This window comes from Arthrobacter sp. AFG7.2, from assembly GCF_002892835.1.
In the GTDB taxonomy this organism is placed as follows: Bacteria; Actinomycetota; Actinomycetes; order Actinomycetales; family Micrococcaceae; genus Arthrobacter.
Genome location: NZ_PJMB01000004.1, coordinates 215,811 through 233,665 on the forward strand (window position 1 = coordinate 215,811; position 17,855 = coordinate 233,665).

Consider the following 17,855-nt stretch of genomic DNA (forward strand, 5'->3'; position numbering starts at 1 on the left):
GTAGCTGCAGCAGCAGGCCGGCTAAAGGACCGGCAGGACGTAGGGCTCCGGAGCGGCCTTCTCCTTGCTGGCTGCCAGGGCGGTCAACTGGGCACGGGACTCGACTCCGAGCTTGCGGTAGATGCCGGTGAGACGCACTTCCACAGTCCTTACGGACACGAAGAGCGTGGACGCAATCTCCTTGTTGCGCATGCCGCGGGCAACCATTCTGGCGAGAACCCGTTCATGGTCGGCCAGCAGCAGCATGGCGGGGTTTCCCTGTGGACCGGGTGCTTCCACTCTTTCGTCCAGCAGGAGCGCGTCCACGTGTTGCACCCACGCGTGGGCTCCGACTTCGTCGAACATGACCTTTGCCCGCAGCAGCCCGTCGCGGGCATCCCGCAGGCGGCCAAGTGCCTTCAGCCGTTCCGCGTAGCAAAGCATTGTCCTTGCCCGCTCAAGCAGCGAATCCCGTGCGTTCCGGCTGTCCAGCGCCTGGCCGAACAACTGCAGCGACTGCTCACCATCCGCCAGGATGGCTCGGCTGCGGGCAACTGCCATCATCAGCCAGGGTGAGCGCAGCCCAACAGAGCGGCTCTCCAGGCTGAGGAGTGCCTGGGTGGCCTCCCGGTGCCGTCCCAGCCGGACCAGTACCTCCACGAGGTCGGCATCGCACCGCAGCAGGGTGGGATTACTGAACCTCGTGCCAATCTCAGCGGCGCGTGACAACTGCGCAAGGGACTCAGCCAAGTCGCCCCGGAGCAGCGCGAAGTGGCCCTGCCAGGCGGCAAGCTGGGCGGTGATGGCAGGATGGCTTTCGGCGCCGGCGAACCGCTGTGCCTCAGCCGCGTAGGTCTGGGCCAGGCTTTCGTCCCCCATGGCATGTGCACGCCAGACCCGGAAAACGTGCCGCAGGCCGCGGTGATACTTGAACTCCGGTTCCAGCAGTTCAAGGTCATCCATCAGTTTGCCGGCAGCCCGGACGTTTCCCGCCCGGATCTCGTTGTCCACGGCCAGGAACAGGGCGGTTTCCCGCCAGTTCACGTGGGTGTCCCGGGCAGACGTCCGCACCATGGCAAAGAGCTCCTGCGCCTGGTCGTACCGCTCGGCGTAGCTGAAGGCGCGGCCCTGGATCAGAAGGCCAGTCACGGAAGCGTTGCCCTCCAGCGTGTGCTTCCGGCCCGGGTGGACCGTGTCGCCGCTGGTGGACTCCGTGAGCAGCCTTGCACGTTCGGTGATCTCGAGGCACTCTGCTGAGGCCGCGTCCCGGAAATTTTCTGCGTACTGCAGGAGATCGCACGCATCCTTGAATTCCCATCGTTCCGCGTAATAGACCGCGGCGACGGCGAGGAGATTGGCAGCGAAGGCAGGGTCATGCTGGCCAAATTCCTTCACGAGGCGCAGCACCATACTGGCACGCACTGCTCCCCCCTGGATGAAGTCTATTTCGAAGGACAGCCCTGTCAGCCGCAGGATGAGGGCGGGATTGCGCGTCACCCGTTGCGCCCACTCAAGGTAGCGCCGTGCGTATACGAACTCACCCCGGTTGAACAGCAGTTCAGCGATCGCGGCGAGGCGGGCTGCGGTTTCCGCCTCCCAAGGGTTGATGGTCAGGGCGCGCTCAACATACTCAACCGCGAAAGACACTTCGCCGCCCCGGATCAGGTCCACGGCGTGGCGGAGCAAACCAAACGGGGTCTGGCGTTCAAGGGCGGTGAAGCTGAGATGCCACCTGCGGGCGTAAGGGTCAGTGTCCTGGCACGCATCGGCAAGGGCCCGGTGGTTGGCGGTGCGGACCGTCGGTGCCATGGTGGCAAAGACGTAGCCGCGGAGCAGCTGGTCGCGGATCGCGAGGTGCGGCCCCGCCCTGTGCACCATCCCGCAGGCCAACAGTTCGTCCACGCCGGTCCAGACGTCCGGGCTGATCTTTTCCAGAGTAGTGATGTCACTTCGGCACGAGAGGGACAGGAGATCCAGGACATTCCGGGCAGGCGCAGTGAGTCCGCCGAGGACAAGGGCGTATTCGGCCTCGAAGCTGCCCTTCCCCGGGAGGGGAACCGGCAGGGCAAGCTTTCCCTCTGCTTGCCGCGCAAGCAGCCCGGCATAGAGCTCGACGGCGGCGAGCGGGTTTCCGCCTGCGGCTGCAGCAACGGCGTGGGCAGCGGCCGTGGTGGTTTGCCGTGCCGGAATCGCTTCAAGCATCCGGACGGTATCGCTGTAGCTCAGCGGCTGCAGGCGCAGCACCGCCAGGCCGCTGAAAGGGTTGTCGGGAGCGTCCTCGCGGAGGCAGACGAACATGGCAATGTCCGTGCCGGACAGCCGGCGGGCCAGGAAACCGATAACTGCCTGGCTGCTTGGGTCCAACTGGTCGGCGTCGTCGATGACGACGACCGTTCGTGAGGACGCCCGCTGGTGCAGGCCATTGAGAAGCATTGAGGAGATAGCCGGCACATCCAGGGTGCCCGCAGTATCCCGCAGGAGCTCGTCCGCGATCCTGTTGAGGACAGGGTCATCCATGGCGTTGAGGAGGGCAGTAACCCCGGACAGTGGCCAGTCCGACTCGAACGCGCTCGCTCCAAGGAAGACGGTCCTGTAATCCGAAAGCGTTGGGATCTCCGACACCAGGGCGGACTTCCCCACCCCATGGCCGCCGATCACCGCGAGAGCGGTGTCCTTCGGACCACGGATGACGGAAAGAAGCCGGTCCAACTCCTTGTTTCGCCCTAACAATGACATGGGTCCCCAATTCTCGAAGAAGGAGACCGCATTCTTTCGCTAGTTGTAGTTCCAATATTTGGCGCCGCCATCCGGTTTTGCGATATAACCGTTGGGTCGGCAGGCTGTCGGCTTGCGCCTCCAGCACGGTTCCCAGCCGTTAAGCGAATATATCCCTGAATTTGTCCGCCGCGCCATATATTCTTCACTTAGTATTAGCTCAAGATCACCCCTGCTTTTGCTCAAGGGGGCAGCTAATGCCCTACCTACCTAATCGCTCATGGGCGTGCCCTCCCCTACCTAATGCTTTCGCCGGCCGCCCGATCCCCATACCTAGCGGACGTGCCTGCGGGCGCGCCCTCTACCTACGTACTTCAGGGGTTGCGCGGCGTAAAAAGCGAGTACCCACTACTCGTGATGCCCGTTAGGTAGGGGGGTAGGCTCTCGGGACGGCCATAGGGGTCGGCGACGGGCCTGCTGGGGGTTCAGCAACCGGACGGCGTCCCCATTCCAACTTTCATGAAGTGGTGAGCGAATTGTCCAATTCCCCCCAGCTTCCGGTTTCTTATTCTGAGTCGGAATTGGTCAGCGAAAACGCTGCAGAAAACAACGGAAAATCATTGCCCGGTATAAATTCGTCCCTTATTGCCGTTTTCCGGGAATTGGATAATGCCGGATCCCCATGGGTTCTTCTCCGGGGGGAACTGGACCTGGTCCGCCCCGCAGGAGATGTGGACCTGCTTGTTTCCCCGGACCTGCTGGCCCGCCTGGACGGCCTTCTTGCCGGCGTGGGCTTCCGGCGCGTCATCGCGCTGGGTCACGGTAGCCATCGCTTCTACTTCCGCTATCTCGCCGGTGAAGACCTCTGGCTCAAGCTGGACATCGTGTCGGACATCAGCTTCGGGTATTTCCAGGAGCTGGGTACCGATCTCGCTTCCGGATGCCTCCAACGGCGCACGGCGCTTGGGCCGTTGTGGCTGCCGCAGGCTCAAGACCAGGCGTGGCTTCAGATCCTGCACCTGGTACTCGATAAGGGTGAAGTTGCATCCTCCCGGGTTCCTGCCGCCCGTTCCGCAGCGGCCCTGGCTTCAGGAGCCGACCCCGTAGCTGCCTACCTGGACCGGACACTGGGAGACGGAACGGCGGAAGAGCTTCTCGGGGTGCTCCAGTCGGGGAGTTTCGACGAGGTCCCCGCTAAGGCCGCCGCATTGAAACGAATATGGACAGGTACCAGGGTTCCGCCGTGGCTGGTCAGCTCAACAAGCAGGGCACTGCGGCGGGTGGGTCCGCGCCTCAAGGGGAGGGGGCCTGTGGTCGGTGCGCTGGCCCCCGACGGAGCGGGCAAAACGACCCTCCTCCATGGCCTCCGTTCCGGCTGCCCCCTGCCGTCTGCCTATGTCTACATGGGGCTGTGGTCCAGCAGTCCCCAGGATCGATGGCTCCAGAAGATACGCGGCGGCTTCCTTGTCAGGAAAGTGTTCCGGATACTCAGGGCAGGACTTGCCGCCAGGTACCATTCGCTGCGCGGCCGTGTGGTGCTCATGGACCGGCTGGCGTTCGACGCCCTGCTTCCTGGCTCACAGGCACGAAGCCGTTTGGGTGCGCTGACAGATGCGTTCGCCTTGCGTTTCCAGCCGCGCCCCGATCTTGTCCTGGTCCTTGACGCTCCTGGTGAGCTGATGTTCGCGAGGAAGGGCGAACACAGTCCCCAGATACTGGAAGGTTGGCGCAACGCCTACCTGGAGTTGGCGGAAGACATTCCATCGGCATACATCCTGGATGCAGGCGAGTCCGCGTCAACGGTCCGGTTGAAGGCAACCGAGCTCCTGTGGAACGTTCTCGCAGGCACAAAAGCGGTGGAGGAAGCGGACACCGAGCGGCTGCCCCTGCATTTGTGGATGCTGTTGGACTGGCGCTTCCTCCTTCCCGTCGTCCGCCCCGAAAAGCTCGGCTACGGAGGCAGGGTCAGCGATGATGCCGCCACAGCCATGCTTCTTTTGGATCCGTCCGCCCAACGTCTTGAGCCCGCTGACGGGCAGGCCCCGAGCCGTGAATTCGATGTTGTCCTGCTCTCGGAGCCGGACAAACCGTTGTTCGGGGCCGCCGTCGAATCACTAAAACCGGGTGGCTGGATGTGCGTACAGGTCCGTCGCTCATTCCGCTTCGGCACCGGGCCACACACCCTGGCGGGGTGGAAGCACGCCATGGAGCGCGCGGGCTTTGACGATCCGGCCGTCTACTGGCATGTACCGACGCTCGAACGGCCGGCACGATTTGTTCCCACCGCATCAAGGACTGCCGTCAGCGATACCTTGTCCCACTATTCGCGCGTACGTTTTGGCAAGGCCAAGGCAGCCATCGGAAGGCTTGCCTTGAATCTGGGCTTGTTCAACGTGGCTGCTGCTGAAGGTACTGTGGTTGGCCAGCGGGCACGGGAAGCCGGCCGGCAGGAGCTGCCATGAAATTCATTGACTGGATCCTCAGCGAAAACCGTCGGGAACTAGGGCTCGAAAAGTTCGGACTCGGCGGCCGGTGGGACACGCTTCTGTTGACGCCGCAGTTTGTCACCTCCCGGCATGTGGTGGCTCTCATCTATGCGCCAGGCACCCTAGCCCCCTGCCTCGTGGTCAAGATCGCCCGCCAGCCGGGAGACAACGAAAGCGTGCGCAAGGAAGCCAACGTACTACTGCAGCTCAAATCGCTCGGAGTGGGATCCGAGCAGGGGGCGCCGGAAGTGGTGGGAGTGCTGGACGTCGGGGGACAAACGATCCTGGTTGAGACAGCGGTCGCAGGTAACCTGCTGGAGCCCCAACTCGTTGTAGAGAACTTCCCACTGGCCGTGGAAGCCGGAATGAACTTCGTTGCAGCCATGCCGTGCACAAAGCCTGTCCTGGAGAACGTGGACTGGTACCAGCGGACCATCGCCAGGCCCTTGGCCGATCTCGCCTCGCTGTTGCCAACAGACACGGAAGTAGCAGGGCTGATTGACCGTACCCATGAGGTATTGGAGCCACTCCGGTCCCGGCAGCTCCCGGCGGTTGTGGAGCATGGGGATCTCAGCTATCAAAATCTCTTCCTGCAGCCCAACGGCCGCCTCCAGGTGGTGGATTGGGAGCGTTCGCGCCTTGACGGTCTTCCGGCCCATGACTTGATCTTCTACCTGCAGTACATCGGCCAGTCACAGGAACATGCCTTGTCTTCCCGGCGGCTTCAACTCCGTGCCTTCGAAAACGCTTTCAGTCCCGGCGGCTGGGCATTGGCATCCGTTGCAAAGCACCTTCGGTTGCGCGACGTGGACCCGGAGCTGCTTCCATACCTGGTCATCGCCACCTGGGCCCGTTCTGCCGCCTCCATGGCGTACCGGCTTTCCGGCCAGGCGGAACACGGAGGGGAAACCAGTCACGTGCAGACAGCGGTGACCTCGGACCGGGATTTTTGGCTTTGGCGTCATGCGGTCACAGATTGGCTGGTGCGCACGGCCTGATTAATGGCCCGGCAACCAGCTTTGGGCAAGTCCTTCAGGGGGGAAGATGTATACCAAGAAAACAACCAGCGGGTATTCGCCGGCGCTGGATGTAATTCCATTTCTATCCTTGGCTGCCGGCTTGGCACTCATTACGATAGCGGCCAGTTTCAGCACGACCGCAATGCTGGCAGTGACAGTGGCAATCGTCTTCTTTTCTTTAATAGCGCAACTCATCCACCGAATGGCCGGCCATAATGCCGAGATCTCCTTTTTCCTGATAATCCCCACCATTATGTCAGCGACGCAAAACGTCTATCTGACCACGGTCGCTGATACGTTGGATAACAGTCGGCTTCACTTTGCCATCATCCTCAATTTCATATTCTCCCTGGCCCTGTACGTCGTTTTGGTAGCCAGGAGGAAGCCCACCTCCGAGCCGGCCCTCCGCAAGCTGATAAGTTCGGTGACAGCCGCGCTCGTGTTCCTCGCACTCTACGGAGCGGCCACCGTCGTCCTGTTTCAGCCTGATCTGACCGCGGCGATAGCTTCGTCCAGAAACATCGTCGCGCCGTTCCTCTTCCTCCTCATCGGCCTGCACGCCAGCACATGGGCGAATGGGGTCGTTTACCTGCGTTATCTGGTCATGCTGGGCTTCGCCGCAATCATCTTCGGCTTCATCGAGGCAAACATCCCGCACTTCTGGGACTCCCTTAACCTTCGCGGGCTGTGGGAGAAAAAGGGCATCAGCGTTCAAGCGGACTCCGGCCTGCCGAAAAACTTCTTTGCTTCCGAACAGTTGGTCCCCGGCGAATTCCTGCGGCGCATGGCCGGGCCGTTTGCTGACCCCGTCAACTTCGGAACCTTCCTGTTCGCCGTCTTCATGGCAGCCTGGTACCTCAAAGGCCTGCTGGCCAAAATCCTCACCGTAGCGGCAATAGTCCTCGCCGTCAGCAAGGGCGCCCTCCTCGGGCTGTTCGTGTTCTTTGCGGTTTGGACGCGCTACTTCGCCTCGAGGATCAGCCATGTAACAGCTCTGCTGGTACTCGGCGCCGGTGCTTTCAGTTTTTACGCCTTCACGTTGACCAGTTCAACGGGAAGTACCACGGCACATATAGATGGGTTCACCGCCGCCTTTGTCGAGTTCCCGCGTCATCCCTTGGGGCGGGGCCTTGGGAGCTCGGGCGTCCTGGCCGGCCTTTTCTCGGAAGGATCGGAGTCCACGTCAGCTGTCACTGAGAGCGGTCTTGGAATGGTGATCGGCCAGCTCGGCATCGTCGGGCTCGTCATTTACGTCGTTTTCTTTGTTCTCCTCTCCCAGTACGTGCTGCGCATCAGAGAAGTGCGCGACCGGACCCTGGCTGCAGGCCTGTTGGGTGGCTTTATGCTGAACGCGGCCTTTAATGAGGTGGCGCTCAGCCCCAACTCGGCTGCTCCCTACTTCATCATTCTTGGACTGGTCATCGGCGCGGACCTTCAGGGGCGACGCAACCGGGAAATGAACCGCGTCCTTCAGGGAAGCAGCAGCCCAAGCTGAGCGGTCCCCTGCAACTGCAGCTCCGCCAGAAAAGATTGATCCAGCACTTTCGAGCAGGTGTCCTCGGCACGGGCATCAGCCCTTGATTGCCCAAGCGGGAGGCCGTCGGTCCTGCACATCGGAGGGACCACCCCTGGTGCCCGAAACCTGCTCCACCAGTAATCTTCGGCTGTGAAGATGAAATCTTTGTCAGTTGCGGCGAAGCAGCTGCAGCAGTTCGTTGTGGAGGCCCTTGAAACCAAAGCGGAGGACCGCGTATACGGCGGCTATCGCGACCACAAAAACCAGCGCCGCCGTCAGGGGAGCCCCCAGGTAGGGGAGCAGGAAGACCATGAATCCCGCCAACGCCACGGCCACGCTGCAGGCAAAGGCCGGCAACACAGCGCGCAGCATGGCTTTTGGCCGGATGTGGAGCACCTTCGCAGCTACCGTCTGCATCCCGACGGCAAAGAGCAGCGCTGTGGCCATTTGGGCGCAGGCGACGGCGATGATCCCCCACTGGGCAGCCACCACCAGGACGGGCACCAGCACGGCCAGCCGGATGATTGAGAAAGTGATCGAGATGCCGGGGCGGCCGATCGCCTTGTAGACGTCATTCGCGCCCGCTCCCAGGGAACGGGCTGCGGCGTAGAGGGCAAGGAAAACCAGCGGGATGACAGACTCAGACCACTGGCCGCCAAAGACCAGTGGAACGATAATCGGTGCCAGCACTGCCAGCCCCACACCCGCCGTCATGCCGTACAGGGACTGTACGCGGACACCCTTCAGGTAGCCGTCCCGCAACCGTTCCGGCTGGTGCTGTACCTGGGTGTAAAGCGGGAACAGGACCGTGGAGAGCACAAAGAAGACGTTGATGATCAGGGCTTCGGGAAGCCTGAAGGCCAGCGTGTAATAACCCAGGGCCTGGGCGCCAAGAATCACGCCGATGATCACGTAGTCGATGTCGAAGATCAGCCGTGCCAGTAGATTGCTGCCTGCCACCGGCACGCCGAATTTGAGGTTTGCGCGGAGCGCCTCTTTGGCCACGCGCCAGATCTGCCACGGAGCATCCTTGCGGACCAGCCACCAGCAAGTGGCTGCGTAGGCAACCGTTCCGGCAGCGGTACCGGCCGCAAGGGAAAAGGCACCGTAACCCGCGAAGGCCAGGACCAGGCTGAGCACTCCGGTGACGAGGGCGCGGAGGATCGGCGCCACCGCCAACTTCCTGAACAGGAGATCGCGCCGCAGCAGAGCCTCAGGAACCGCTCCCAGGGCCGTGGCAAGCACGGCAACAGCCAGCACCTGTACCAGGGGGGCCACATCCGGCAGTTGGAAGAGCCCGGCGATCCAGGGGGCGGCAAAGAAAGTTATGAGCGCCAGTGATCCCCCGAGCACTACGGAAACCAGCAGCGCCGAGCGCGCCGCCACTCCGGAAGGCGGCAAATAGACCAAAGCCTGCGCCACGCCGGCGTCAGCAACAGTCTCGACATAGGCCATCAGGACAAGCGCCGCGGCAACGAGGCCGTACTGTTCAGGCGACAGGAGACGCGCAAGCACGATCGTCGTCACAAGGACGATGCCTTTGCCGCCCACAAGGGCCAGCCCTTGCCATACCGCTCCCCGGAAACCGACCCGGGCAAGTCCACCAGCAACGTTCGTCATGGTTTTCGAGCCTTCCTGTGGCCTCATTGCAAAAGTTTACTGTCGAGTGCTGTTGCTTGGGGAGAAGCAGCCTTTTATTGAGCTGTTATTGAGCTTAAGCTTGGTCCCGGTGGTCCATCATGAAAACGGTGCACTCCTGGATTTCATCCAACATTAGGCTTCCCGACGTCGGGACCGGCAGCGGGAAGCAATTATCGGTTTGAATTCCCGGGTATTGCACCCTATTACTGATGCATACTATAAGCAGGATCGTATAAATCCCTTTAGAGAGATTTAAGGGGACCGTGACACCCACTTTTTCGTCCCTTTGTGTAAGACGCGGAGTAACGTGATCAATTCAGGCGCAGTGCCACTGTCCGGCACCTTGCAAATTCCCGCAACACTCATACTGGTTGCGCCCCGGGCGGGTTCAGGGGGAGTGGGTGATTATGCGGAAGAGTTCATTGCAGCAGCGACGCCCAACTTTGCAGGCTTCCGTGAGATCAGAACCGCAGGGCCGGGTAACGTGGGCCTCCTTGATGTATGGCGTGACAGACAAAAGCTCTCAAGAGAGATCAGGCAGTGCCTTGCTGCCGGTCCCGTGGTTGTTCACTTCGAGTTGTCGGCTGCGTCGCTGGCGCCCTTCTGGCTGCTCGCCGGCCGCTCCCGGGACGTCATCACAACGGCAACCGTGCACGACCCCCCTCAGACCGTCTGGTGGCCATTCCGCTTCGAGCTGGTTGCCAGGAGCAAGATCCTTCACCACGGGATCCACCTCCCGTTACGGCCCCTCAGCACCCGGCTGGAACGATTACTGCTGAGGGATACCACCTTGTTCGCGCTGAGTGACGCCGGAGCGGCAGCGCTTCGGGAGACGTTTCCAGCGTGCCCCGTGCTGAGCGGGCAGCACTTCATACCTCCCAGGGCCCTGCTGAAGCCTGCGTCACAGCGTCCGCTCGCAGTGGGCCTGTATGGTCACGCCTCCAAGGGCAAGGGCTTCGAAAGGCTCCTTGACCTCCGCCGTGAACTTCCCGCGGAGGTCGAAATCCGTGTCGCCGGGCGAGGAACGGAAAAACTGCCGGCCATACCCGGAGTCACAATCCTGGGAGCGGTAGAGGGACAACAGGAGGACGCGTTTTTTGAGTCCGTGAGGGCCATCCTCCTCCCCTACGACAAGACCAGCCGCTATTACGGGAAGATGCTGCCTGCTTCCGGTGTGGCTTCCCGCGCCTTCGCATACCGCACTCCGGTCATCGGGTTTGATTCAGGAACACTTGGTGAAGCTTCCGGGGCCGGCGGGTTGCTCGTCGTACGGCCCTCTGTTCACGAACTGGCAGAGGTGGCCTACCGGACCATCAACGATACCGCCCAGATGGACCACCTCGACCACCAGATAGGGGAGTTGCAGGAGGCGCGGACAGTTCCGCAGGCCGCCGCGCCGTTCCTTGCGCGCTGGAAAGAGGCTGTCAGTGCATCTCTTGAGGGAAGGTCCATGATCCTTTAGGTTCCGTTTCAGAGACAGCCCACGTCCGCAGCGGTTATGCGGATACCCGCAGACTCACGTCGTTAACCTTGTGGGGGAGCGGAGACCGTCTTAGGTTGGGGAAGACGGACGCCCGTTGGAACGTGACGCTTTGTGATACCAGCGGCATGCAGGTCGGTCTGTAGTGGATTTCGCAGCCCCATTTTCAGCATTGCGATGATTCTGGAGAGGAACGACAATCTCGTGCTCTTGCCTTTTGTTGTCACCGCTTCAGCAGCAATCAGCTTCGTATTGATCCTGGGGCGCTCATACCATGTGCTGGTCCTGCTGATTATTGCGGCCGGCTGGTCACAGGCGGCACTCATCAGCCTGACCAGATCCGATGCCTTCCAGTACCTTGACGATGTACCCGCTGCCGTTCTTGTTACGGCTGCGATCATCAAGGCATTCAGCGCGCCGGACAAGCGCCTGCACAAGGCGCTGGCGCTCATGCTGGTTCTGGTCCTCCTGGCGGGGATCGGGTATCTGCGATCGCCGGACGGGGAGATCGGGATTGCCCAGGCGCGGCAGGTGCTTATGCCCCTTGGCCTCGTGTTTGCCGGCTTTGTCTACCGCAACGACATCAGGTGGACGAAGATCAGCAGCTACCTGCTGGTCCTGGCCGGACTGACCGTGGTATGGGTCCTCGTCGAGGAAGTCATGCAGGCCCCCCTTATTGATCCGGCCTGGTACCACGTAAACGTCGTGGGCGGGAACCCGGACAGTATGCGGATGGGTTTGCCGCCCGCCTATTTCGCGGACGGAGTGTCCGGAGGGGATCTCACCTTCCGTCCCGGCGGCCCTTTCATGAACCCCCCGGTTATGGGTTTCCTGCTGGGACTCGGAGCCTTTGCGGCGGTGGCAAAACTTCGAAGTTTCGCCAGGCTCGGAATGCTTGCTGCCATTGGCGTATCCCTTTTCTTCGCTTATGCCCGCGCGGGGATGCTGATCTTTATCGTGGTCACCGTGGTCTTCTTCATCTGGGTCAAGGTCGGCAAGTACGCAGGCATACTGGTGGGTCTTGGCCTCGGGTCGTACATGTTTGCGACCTTTGTGGAGCAGGGCAACACGGCCAGCCATTCAGACGGCCTGTTTTCCGGATTCATGCTCGGCCTGCAGTCACCTATCGGACTTGGCTTTGGCACCACCGGGTACCAGGCCGCGCTTGAAGGTGCCTCGACCGGCGTTGGCAGTGAAAGCCTTCTCGGGTTGTATTTCGCATGGATGGGCTGGCCGATGATTGCCGCCACACTTCTGCTCCTGGTGCACTTCGGCAAACTTCTGGGAAGGGTGCCGAAAGCCCGCAGCCTTCCGGTGTGGGTCGCTGTGGGCTTTCTGCTGGCTGTTGCCTCGTCCGAGTCAGCTTCATCCATGGCCTCGACGCCGGTCTTCTGGCTTATCGTGGGCTCGGTACTGGCCATGCGGGCACCGGTGAAAGCACACTATCGGCCCGTTCCGGCGGCCCTGGCTCCCCGGACGCCCCGGTCGCCCTTGCCGTCATCCCGTCCGCGGCGGCAGCAGGCGGTGTGAGAGTTCAGTTGGTTCGCGAAGCCGCTGATTGAATGGCCTTGGCGAGGTCGCGGGGACGGCTCCACATGGGCCAATGGCCTGTCGGGAGGTCAATGACGTCGAGGTGTTCGATGTTCGCGACTTCGGCAAACATGGCATGGCCTGCGCGGGCCAGCTCCAGTACCTGCGCGCTTGGGATCGAGCAGCACACCAGGGTGGTCCGGACCTTGCGGCGGGCATCGTTCGTGAGTTTGACGGGCTGACGGAGCACGGGCCCGGGCTCAGGGACGGCCCGGGCCCGAAAACGCTCGAGGACCTCTGCGCTCAGGCCTTCGAGGCTCGCCTGCTGTGCGAGGACGTCGAAGGGCGGCAACGGAAGCTCCGCCAACTCCTTCTGGACGTCCGGGACGAACGTGGTTCCCGTCGCCACAGGTCCGGAGTCGACCCACACCACTCGATGGATAAGCCCAGGGTGTCGGTCCAGGACGAGGCTGACGGGGGCATTCGCCCCACTGTGAGCGACGAGAGTCGCGGGCTGATCCCCGGAAACCCCGAGTTGAGTCATGACGTCCAGGACAGCTGCGGCTTGATCGTCGAGAGTCCTCGTTGCACGCTCGGGATCCTCCCCGTCGAGACCGGGCAGTGTCATCGCGATGGCACCAGAGCAGCAGGATGTCAGGTGTTCAAGGACTTCGTCCCACGCCCAAGCGCCCAGCCAGTGGCCGGCGATGAGAATGATCGGACTGCGTGCAGTAGTTGTCATGCCACTACCGTTGCAGGCATTACGGACAAGGGTGTGGCACTGTTTATGTCATGAATTTGGCGGGGTTTGAACCGTGAAGCGGGCCGAGCGGCTCCATGCTTTATCCGAGATACTGCGCCGCAGCGGCGTGCGGGGGGTTTCCGCAGAACGGTTGGCGAGGCAGTTCGAGGTATCCGTGCGCACCATTAAGAGAGACCTCGAGGCGTTGGAGAACAGCGGTGCGCCTGTATGGTCCCGCCCAGGTCCAGGCGGCGGCTACGGATTGGCTCCGGGCGCATCCCTGCCGCCTGTCAGCCTGTCCCCAGCGCAGGCCGTGGCGCTCATGGCAGCCATGTCTGCTGCACCCGATGCCCCCTACGCCGATCTGGCAGCAGCAGGTATCCGGAAAATCCTGGACGTCCTTGATCCCAAAACCCGGGCACGAGCCGACGAACTGGCCCACCGCGTCTGGGTCAACGCGCTTCCCTCCTCTTCGCGCGCAATCAAGTCGGCCCTGGAGGAGGCGATGGCCGAGCAGCGGGTGATCCGCATTCGTTACACGTCGAGAGACGAGACCACGACCACCCGCGACGTTGAGCCAGTGCTCTTCGCCTCCACGAACGGGCAGTGGTACCTGGTTGGGTGGTGCCAACTGCGGAACGCCATGCGATGGTTCACCGTCTCGCGGATTGAGCGGGCCAACGTCACCAGGACGGCCTGCAGCGGCCATACCATCCAAGAGGTCGGAGAACCTCCAGCGAACGCCAGACCGGTGGCCACAACATCTAGGGACCTTTGAGGCCGCCAGTGAAGCGGCGGGCGGACGCTTTGGCCAGCAACCGGCGTCCGAGCAAGCCCCAGCCTTTTGCTGCTTCGTTGTGGAAGATTTTTGCAGCACGCAATGTCTCAGCTTTTCCTGGACCCATCGCGTATTCAATTGCCGATGCCCAGGCTTCGACCTCCAGGCCGGGTGCTTCATCTTTCGCGGCAACCAGGAGGCGCGATTGCGGACCGTACAAGTCATCCAGGCTGGTCCCGACACGTCCGACTATTGGGACAGCCTGTTCAAGGGCCCGGATTGCTATACCGCTTTGGTAAAAGCGCTTATAGGGGATGACGATGGCGTCGCTGGTTCCGATCAGTTCATCGAGCTCATCCTCAGGGACAAAGCGCGCATCCACGTTCCATCCCTCAACGGCCGGCCAACCACGGCCCACAATGTCAAGGTCGTAGTTGGAGCCCAACCTGCCGGCCAACGACGTGAGGAGCGCAAGATCCCTGTCGGCCTTGTATTGTCCAAGCACCCGGACCCGCGGCCTCCTGCCGGCGTCCAGGGTGGCGTTGGACTGCTTTTCCGGCTCCGCCGGGGGAAGCATGGGATGGGGCACCAACATAAGGCCGTTCGTAAGTCCGACGGCGTCCATTGCGTCAGCAGCTACGTTGCTGTGTACAAGGGTTCCCGGCCGGTTTTTCACGAGCCTCACCAGGCCGGCCACCGCTTTGCTGCTGCCCACAGCCCGGACCAGCGGCTGCGGATCGTGGTAAACGATGACGCCGGAGTCACCGCAGAAAGCTTTAACCAGCAAGAGATCCAGGAATCCCAGCACAGGCCAGGTAAGGAGAACCTGCTCCGAAGAGTTGCGTTGGCGCGTCCGGCGTCCGGCCGAGTAAAGCAAGGAGGAGTACTCGGCCAGCCACCGAAAGCGGTTCTTTCCCGATTGGGAGGGTTCCACAATGGAAAGCACATCTGTTTCTATTCCGGCATCAGCGAATTGATGCACAAGAGCGTCCGTGTAGTGGCTCAGTGCCACACCCAGGGGATTGAGGATTATCAGGCGGGGGCCCCCACTGGTGGCCGGCCGTTCAGCGGGCAATACACGGGTCCGCAGTCCAAAGCTCATCAGTGTTTCCCGCTGTCGACTGTGATTGCCTTCTTCCCGAGCATGGCCTCCTGCAGCGTCAATTCATAGTTGCGGCAGACATCGTCCCAGTTGTAGTGGATGGCAGCGCGGTCCCTGTTCGCGGCCCGGGCCTTCGCCCGCAGCTCGTGATCAGTCAGCATGCGGCGCAGTGCCTGCTCGATAGCCAGGGGTTCGGGTGAGACAAGGTGCTCTTCTGCTGCCAGTACCTCAGCGTTGTAGGGGGTGCGGCGGGCCACTACGGGCGCCCCGCAGGCCATAGCCTGCACGAGCGCAGGGTTTGTGCCTCCGACGCTGTGGCCGTGGAAATACGCCCCGGCATGGTGCCACAGCGAAAGGAGTTTCCTGTCATCACTGACGTGGCCGAGCCATTGAACATTGGGGTGTTCACCTAACCGCTGGGCAGCCTCATCCAACGGGCCGCCGTACCCGCTGGAACCGACAATCACCACCGGGTGGTGCTCGGCCAGGGCTTCGGCTGCCTGGAAAAACTCCGAGACAGTGTTCTCGGGAACAAACCTGGCCACCATGAGCACGTAGGACTCCTCCTTGAGTCCCGGCACGACGTCGCTGGGGCTCGAAAGGTTGGCGCCATACGGAATGAAGACGCTGTCGCGCCCGAAGTCCTGCTTCCAGCGCCGCTGAATTTCAAGGGAGTCGCTTATCAGGATGGTGCCATACCGGGCAGTCATCCGGGCTCCCAGCCTGAACACCGATTTAGCGAAACGATTCCATTTGGCACGTTCCCACTCGATGCCGTCCACGTTTACGACTGTTGGTATTCCCCGAAGCTTCAAGAGCGGCAAAAAGAAGCCGTTGGCAACGTTCATCACGAGCGCGACCTGGGGCTTGTGCCAGAGGGCATGAAGGACGGAAGACAATCCGAAGGAAAGGGTGCTCAGGGACTTGCTCTCGAGCCCGACGGTCCTTGTTGTCCGAACCCGTGGGTCGCGTGCCTCGTCGTCGTCTTTCGTTTGGCCCGCCCGGCAGTAGACGTTGACGTCCCAGCCGGCATCGGCAAGAAATGGTGCCAGCCGCCGGACGGCAGTCTCAAAACCGCCATAATAGCTCGGGTAGCCGCGTGTCCCTATGACGACGACAGACTTAGACATTCGTTCTCCTCTGTAAGTTCTCAGCCGGTGTGCCGGGGCACGTCCTGAACGCCGCTGTGGCGTTCAGGGGGCCGGCGGTGTTGCCTAAAAGGACGTAACGCTCCTGGACAGGGAGTCCTTACTGGAGCGCGATGATTCAGCAGGGGCCGGCTGCTCCACCGCTTCAGGCGTGTTGTCGGTGCCTTCGGGAGAGCTGCTGTCCTCGGAGTCCGGCTCGGCGGTGTAGTACGAATAACCATCAAATTCTTTGGCCGGAACGCAGTTAAGAAGCGTGCCGAGAACGGTTGCGTGCACTTTTCGAACGTTTCCGAGTGACTTTGTGAGTTGGTCTTTTGTCGTTTTACCTGCTTTGACAACCACGATGGCGCCGTCCGCGATTTTCGCCAGGAGCACAGCATCGGTCACGGGGAGGAGAGGCGGAGCGTCGATTATCACAATGCCCTTTTCGGACAAAGAGTCAATCAGCTGCTTCATGGCATGCGAGCTCAGAAGCTCGCTGGGATTTGGCGGAATTCGGCCTGAACCCAAAATCGACAGGTTGGGAAGATCGCTTCTTTGCTGGAGAACGTCATCCACTTCCGCTTTCCCGGTCAGGATGTCGGTAATCCCTATGCCGGGAATCACGTCGAATATCTTGGCGACGCTTGGATGCCTCAGGTCGCCGTCAACAACGATGACCTGCTCACCTCCTGCCGATATCGCCGAGGCCAGGTTGGCGGCAATTGTTGACTTCCCTTCCCCGCTCACCGAGCTTGTGACCACGATGATCCGGGGCGGGTTGTCCACGTCAAGGAAGGTCAGGTTGGTCCGCAGTTCGCGAAGCGCCTCCGCGAAAGCAGGGCTTTCTCCACGTGAACCTGCCGTTGGGGCTGCAGGCACACCGCCCAACACCTTGTTCTCGCCTGTAAGCCGGAGATCCACGGGAAGCGCGCCGATGACGGGTACCGAAAAGAGCCGTTCGACGTCGCCGGCGGTGCGTACGCGGCGATCCAGGCGGTCGCGAAGGAGTGCTGAAGAGTAGGCCAGAAGGAGTCCCACGACCGCCCCGAAAAGGGCTGTGAGCCCGAGGCCAGGGGAGACAGGATCGGTGGGGACAGTGGCTGAATCCAGCGAAACCAAAGAAAGTGGCGGCGTTACCGGGGGAGCCGGCTGGCCCGGCGTTTCAGGGACCGCAGGCTGGTTTGCCACTGCTGCGGCAGCTGCGGCGATCTCCCGGTCCTGGACCTGCTTGCCCAGTTCCACAATCCACGCGTCGGCAACTCTTTGGGCGGTGGCCGGATCCGGCGACTCGGCCTTAATCCGGATTTCCGCTGTGTCGCGGGGAACCGTGACAGTAATGGATCCCAGCAGGGCGTCGCCGGTTATGTTGAGCCCGGTTGCCTCGCTGACGTTGCCGGCGACAAGCCGGGACTCGGCCAAGGACTTGTAGTTCTTGGCCCTTGCCTTGGCCAGGTTGTCGCCGGCCAACAAGCTGCTGACGTTGTCGGTGCCTACCGCCAGCACAACGGCACTGGCTTCGGCGGCGTAGATCCGGGGGCGAACAGCACTCCACGCGGCGGCAATCACTGTGATGATCAAGGTCACCACAGTGATGTACTTCCAGTACGTCATGGCTACCCGGGCATAGTCCCTCAGTCCCATTCCGGCAGCTGATACCTCGCTGCCGCCACTATCTTGATTACTCAAGACTCCGATCCCTTCTGCAGGTTGACGTGCTGGATAAGCAGGCGCGACGGA

The 17,855-nt window shown here is 61.8% G+C and carries 12 protein-coding genes; 6 read left to right on the plus strand and 6 right to left on the minus strand.

Features of this window, described 5'->3' with window-relative positions:
- Positions 1-21: 21 nt before the first annotated feature.
- Positions 22-2,715, minus strand: coding sequence for a LuxR family transcriptional regulator (locus tag CXX84_RS09405; RefSeq protein ID WP_102976442.1), 2,694 nt, complete (start codon positions 2,713-2,715; stop codon positions 22-24).
- Between the two features lie 710 nt (positions 2,716-3,425).
- Between CXX84_RS09405 and CXX84_RS09410 the strand changes: the two genes are divergently transcribed.
- The 3 genes from CXX84_RS09410 to CXX84_RS09425 are packed head-to-tail and all read left to right on the plus strand — an operon-like array spanning position 3,426 to position 7,694.
- The gene (locus CXX84_RS09410) at positions 3,426-5,156 is read left to right on the plus strand and encodes a hypothetical protein (RefSeq protein WP_146031859.1); all 1,731 of its coding nucleotides are present in this window, start codon (positions 3,426-3,428) and stop codon (positions 5,154-5,156) included.
- Positions 5,153-6,178, plus strand: a complete 1,026-nt coding sequence (locus tag CXX84_RS09415; RefSeq protein ID WP_102976444.1) for an aminoglycoside phosphotransferase family protein — start codon at positions 5,153-5,155, stop codon at positions 6,176-6,178. The genes CXX84_RS09410 and CXX84_RS09415 overlap by 4 nt, the downstream gene beginning before the upstream one ends.
- Positions 6,179-6,224: 46 nt before the next feature.
- Complete coding sequence (locus CXX84_RS09425) at positions 6,225-7,694, plus strand: hypothetical protein (RefSeq protein WP_223253045.1); 1,470 nt, start codon at positions 6,225-6,227, stop codon at positions 7,692-7,694.
- Positions 7,695-7,883: 189 nt separating this feature from the next.
- Here the strand turns inward: CXX84_RS09425 and CXX84_RS09430 are convergent, their stop codons facing one another.
- Positions 7,884-9,335, minus strand: a complete 1,452-nt coding sequence (locus CXX84_RS09430; protein WP_189337552.1) for a lipopolysaccharide biosynthesis protein — start codon at positions 9,333-9,335, stop codon at positions 7,884-7,886.
- A gap of 418 nt (positions 9,336-9,753) precedes the next feature.
- Here CXX84_RS09430 and CXX84_RS09435 point away from each other — a divergent pair, with 418 nt between their 5' ends.
- Complete coding sequence (locus tag CXX84_RS09435) at positions 9,754-10,818, plus strand: glycosyltransferase (RefSeq protein ID WP_146031862.1); 1,065 nt, start codon at positions 9,754-9,756, stop codon at positions 10,816-10,818.
- Between the two features lie 228 nt (positions 10,819-11,046).
- Complete coding sequence (locus CXX84_RS09440; RefSeq protein WP_189337553.1) at positions 11,047-12,366, plus strand: hypothetical protein; 1,320 nt, start codon at positions 11,047-11,049, stop codon at positions 12,364-12,366.
- Between the two features lie 4 nt (positions 12,367-12,370).
- Here the strand turns inward: CXX84_RS09440 and CXX84_RS09445 are convergent, their stop codons facing one another.
- On the minus strand, positions 12,371-13,108 hold the full coding sequence (locus CXX84_RS09445; RefSeq protein WP_102976450.1) for an alpha/beta fold hydrolase: 738 nt from the start codon (positions 13,106-13,108) through the stop codon (positions 12,371-12,373).
- 73 nt (positions 13,109-13,181) lie between these two features.
- Here CXX84_RS09445 and CXX84_RS09450 point away from each other — a divergent pair, with 73 nt between their 5' ends.
- Positions 13,182-13,886, plus strand: a complete 705-nt coding sequence (locus tag CXX84_RS09450; RefSeq protein WP_102976451.1) for a helix-turn-helix transcriptional regulator — start codon at positions 13,182-13,184, stop codon at positions 13,884-13,886.
- Here CXX84_RS09450 and CXX84_RS09455 read toward each other — a convergent pair.
- The 3 genes from CXX84_RS09455 to CXX84_RS09465 form a co-directional block, all read right to left on the minus strand.
- Complete coding sequence (locus CXX84_RS09455; protein ID WP_102976452.1) at positions 13,873-14,988, minus strand: glycosyltransferase; 1,116 nt, start codon at positions 14,986-14,988, stop codon at positions 13,873-13,875. The genes CXX84_RS09450 and CXX84_RS09455 overlap by 14 nt on opposite strands.
- The gene (locus CXX84_RS09460) at positions 14,988-16,118 is read right to left on the minus strand and encodes a glycosyltransferase (protein WP_102976453.1); all 1,131 of its coding nucleotides are present in this window, start codon (positions 16,116-16,118) and stop codon (positions 14,988-14,990) included. The genes CXX84_RS09455 and CXX84_RS09460 overlap by 1 nt, the downstream gene beginning before the upstream one ends.
- Before the next feature lie 84 nt (positions 16,119-16,202).
- On the minus strand, positions 16,203-17,804 hold the full coding sequence (locus CXX84_RS09465; protein WP_189337554.1) for a polysaccharide biosynthesis tyrosine autokinase: 1,602 nt from the start codon (positions 17,802-17,804) through the stop codon (positions 16,203-16,205).
- Positions 17,805-17,855 lie beyond the last annotated feature (51 nt).

Coding starts and splice junctions, on each gene's coding strand:
- CXX84_RS09405 (WP_102976442.1), bottom strand. CDS start 2,715: ATGTCATTGTTAGGGCGAAACAAGGAGTTGGACCGGCTTCTTTCCGTC.
- CXX84_RS09415 (WP_102976444.1), top strand. CDS start 5,153: ATGAAATTCATTGACTGGATCCTCAGCGAAAACCGTCGGGAACTAGGG.
- CXX84_RS09425 (WP_223253045.1), top strand. CDS start 6,225: ATGTATACCAAGAAAACAACCAGCGGGTATTCGCCGGCGCTGGATGTA.
- CXX84_RS09430 (WP_189337552.1), bottom strand. CDS start 9,335: ATGACGAACGTTGCTGGTGGACTTGCCCGGGTCGGTTTCCGGGGAGCG.
- CXX84_RS09445 (WP_102976450.1), bottom strand. CDS start 13,108: ATGACAACTACTGCACGCAGTCCGATCATTCTCATCGCCGGCCACTGG.
- CXX84_RS09455 (WP_102976452.1), bottom strand. CDS start 14,988: ATGAGCTTTGGACTGCGGACCCGTGTATTGCCCGCTGAACGGCCGGCC.
- CXX84_RS09460 (WP_102976453.1), bottom strand. CDS start 16,118: ATGTCTAAGTCTGTCGTCGTCATAGGGACACGCGGCTACCCGAGCTAT.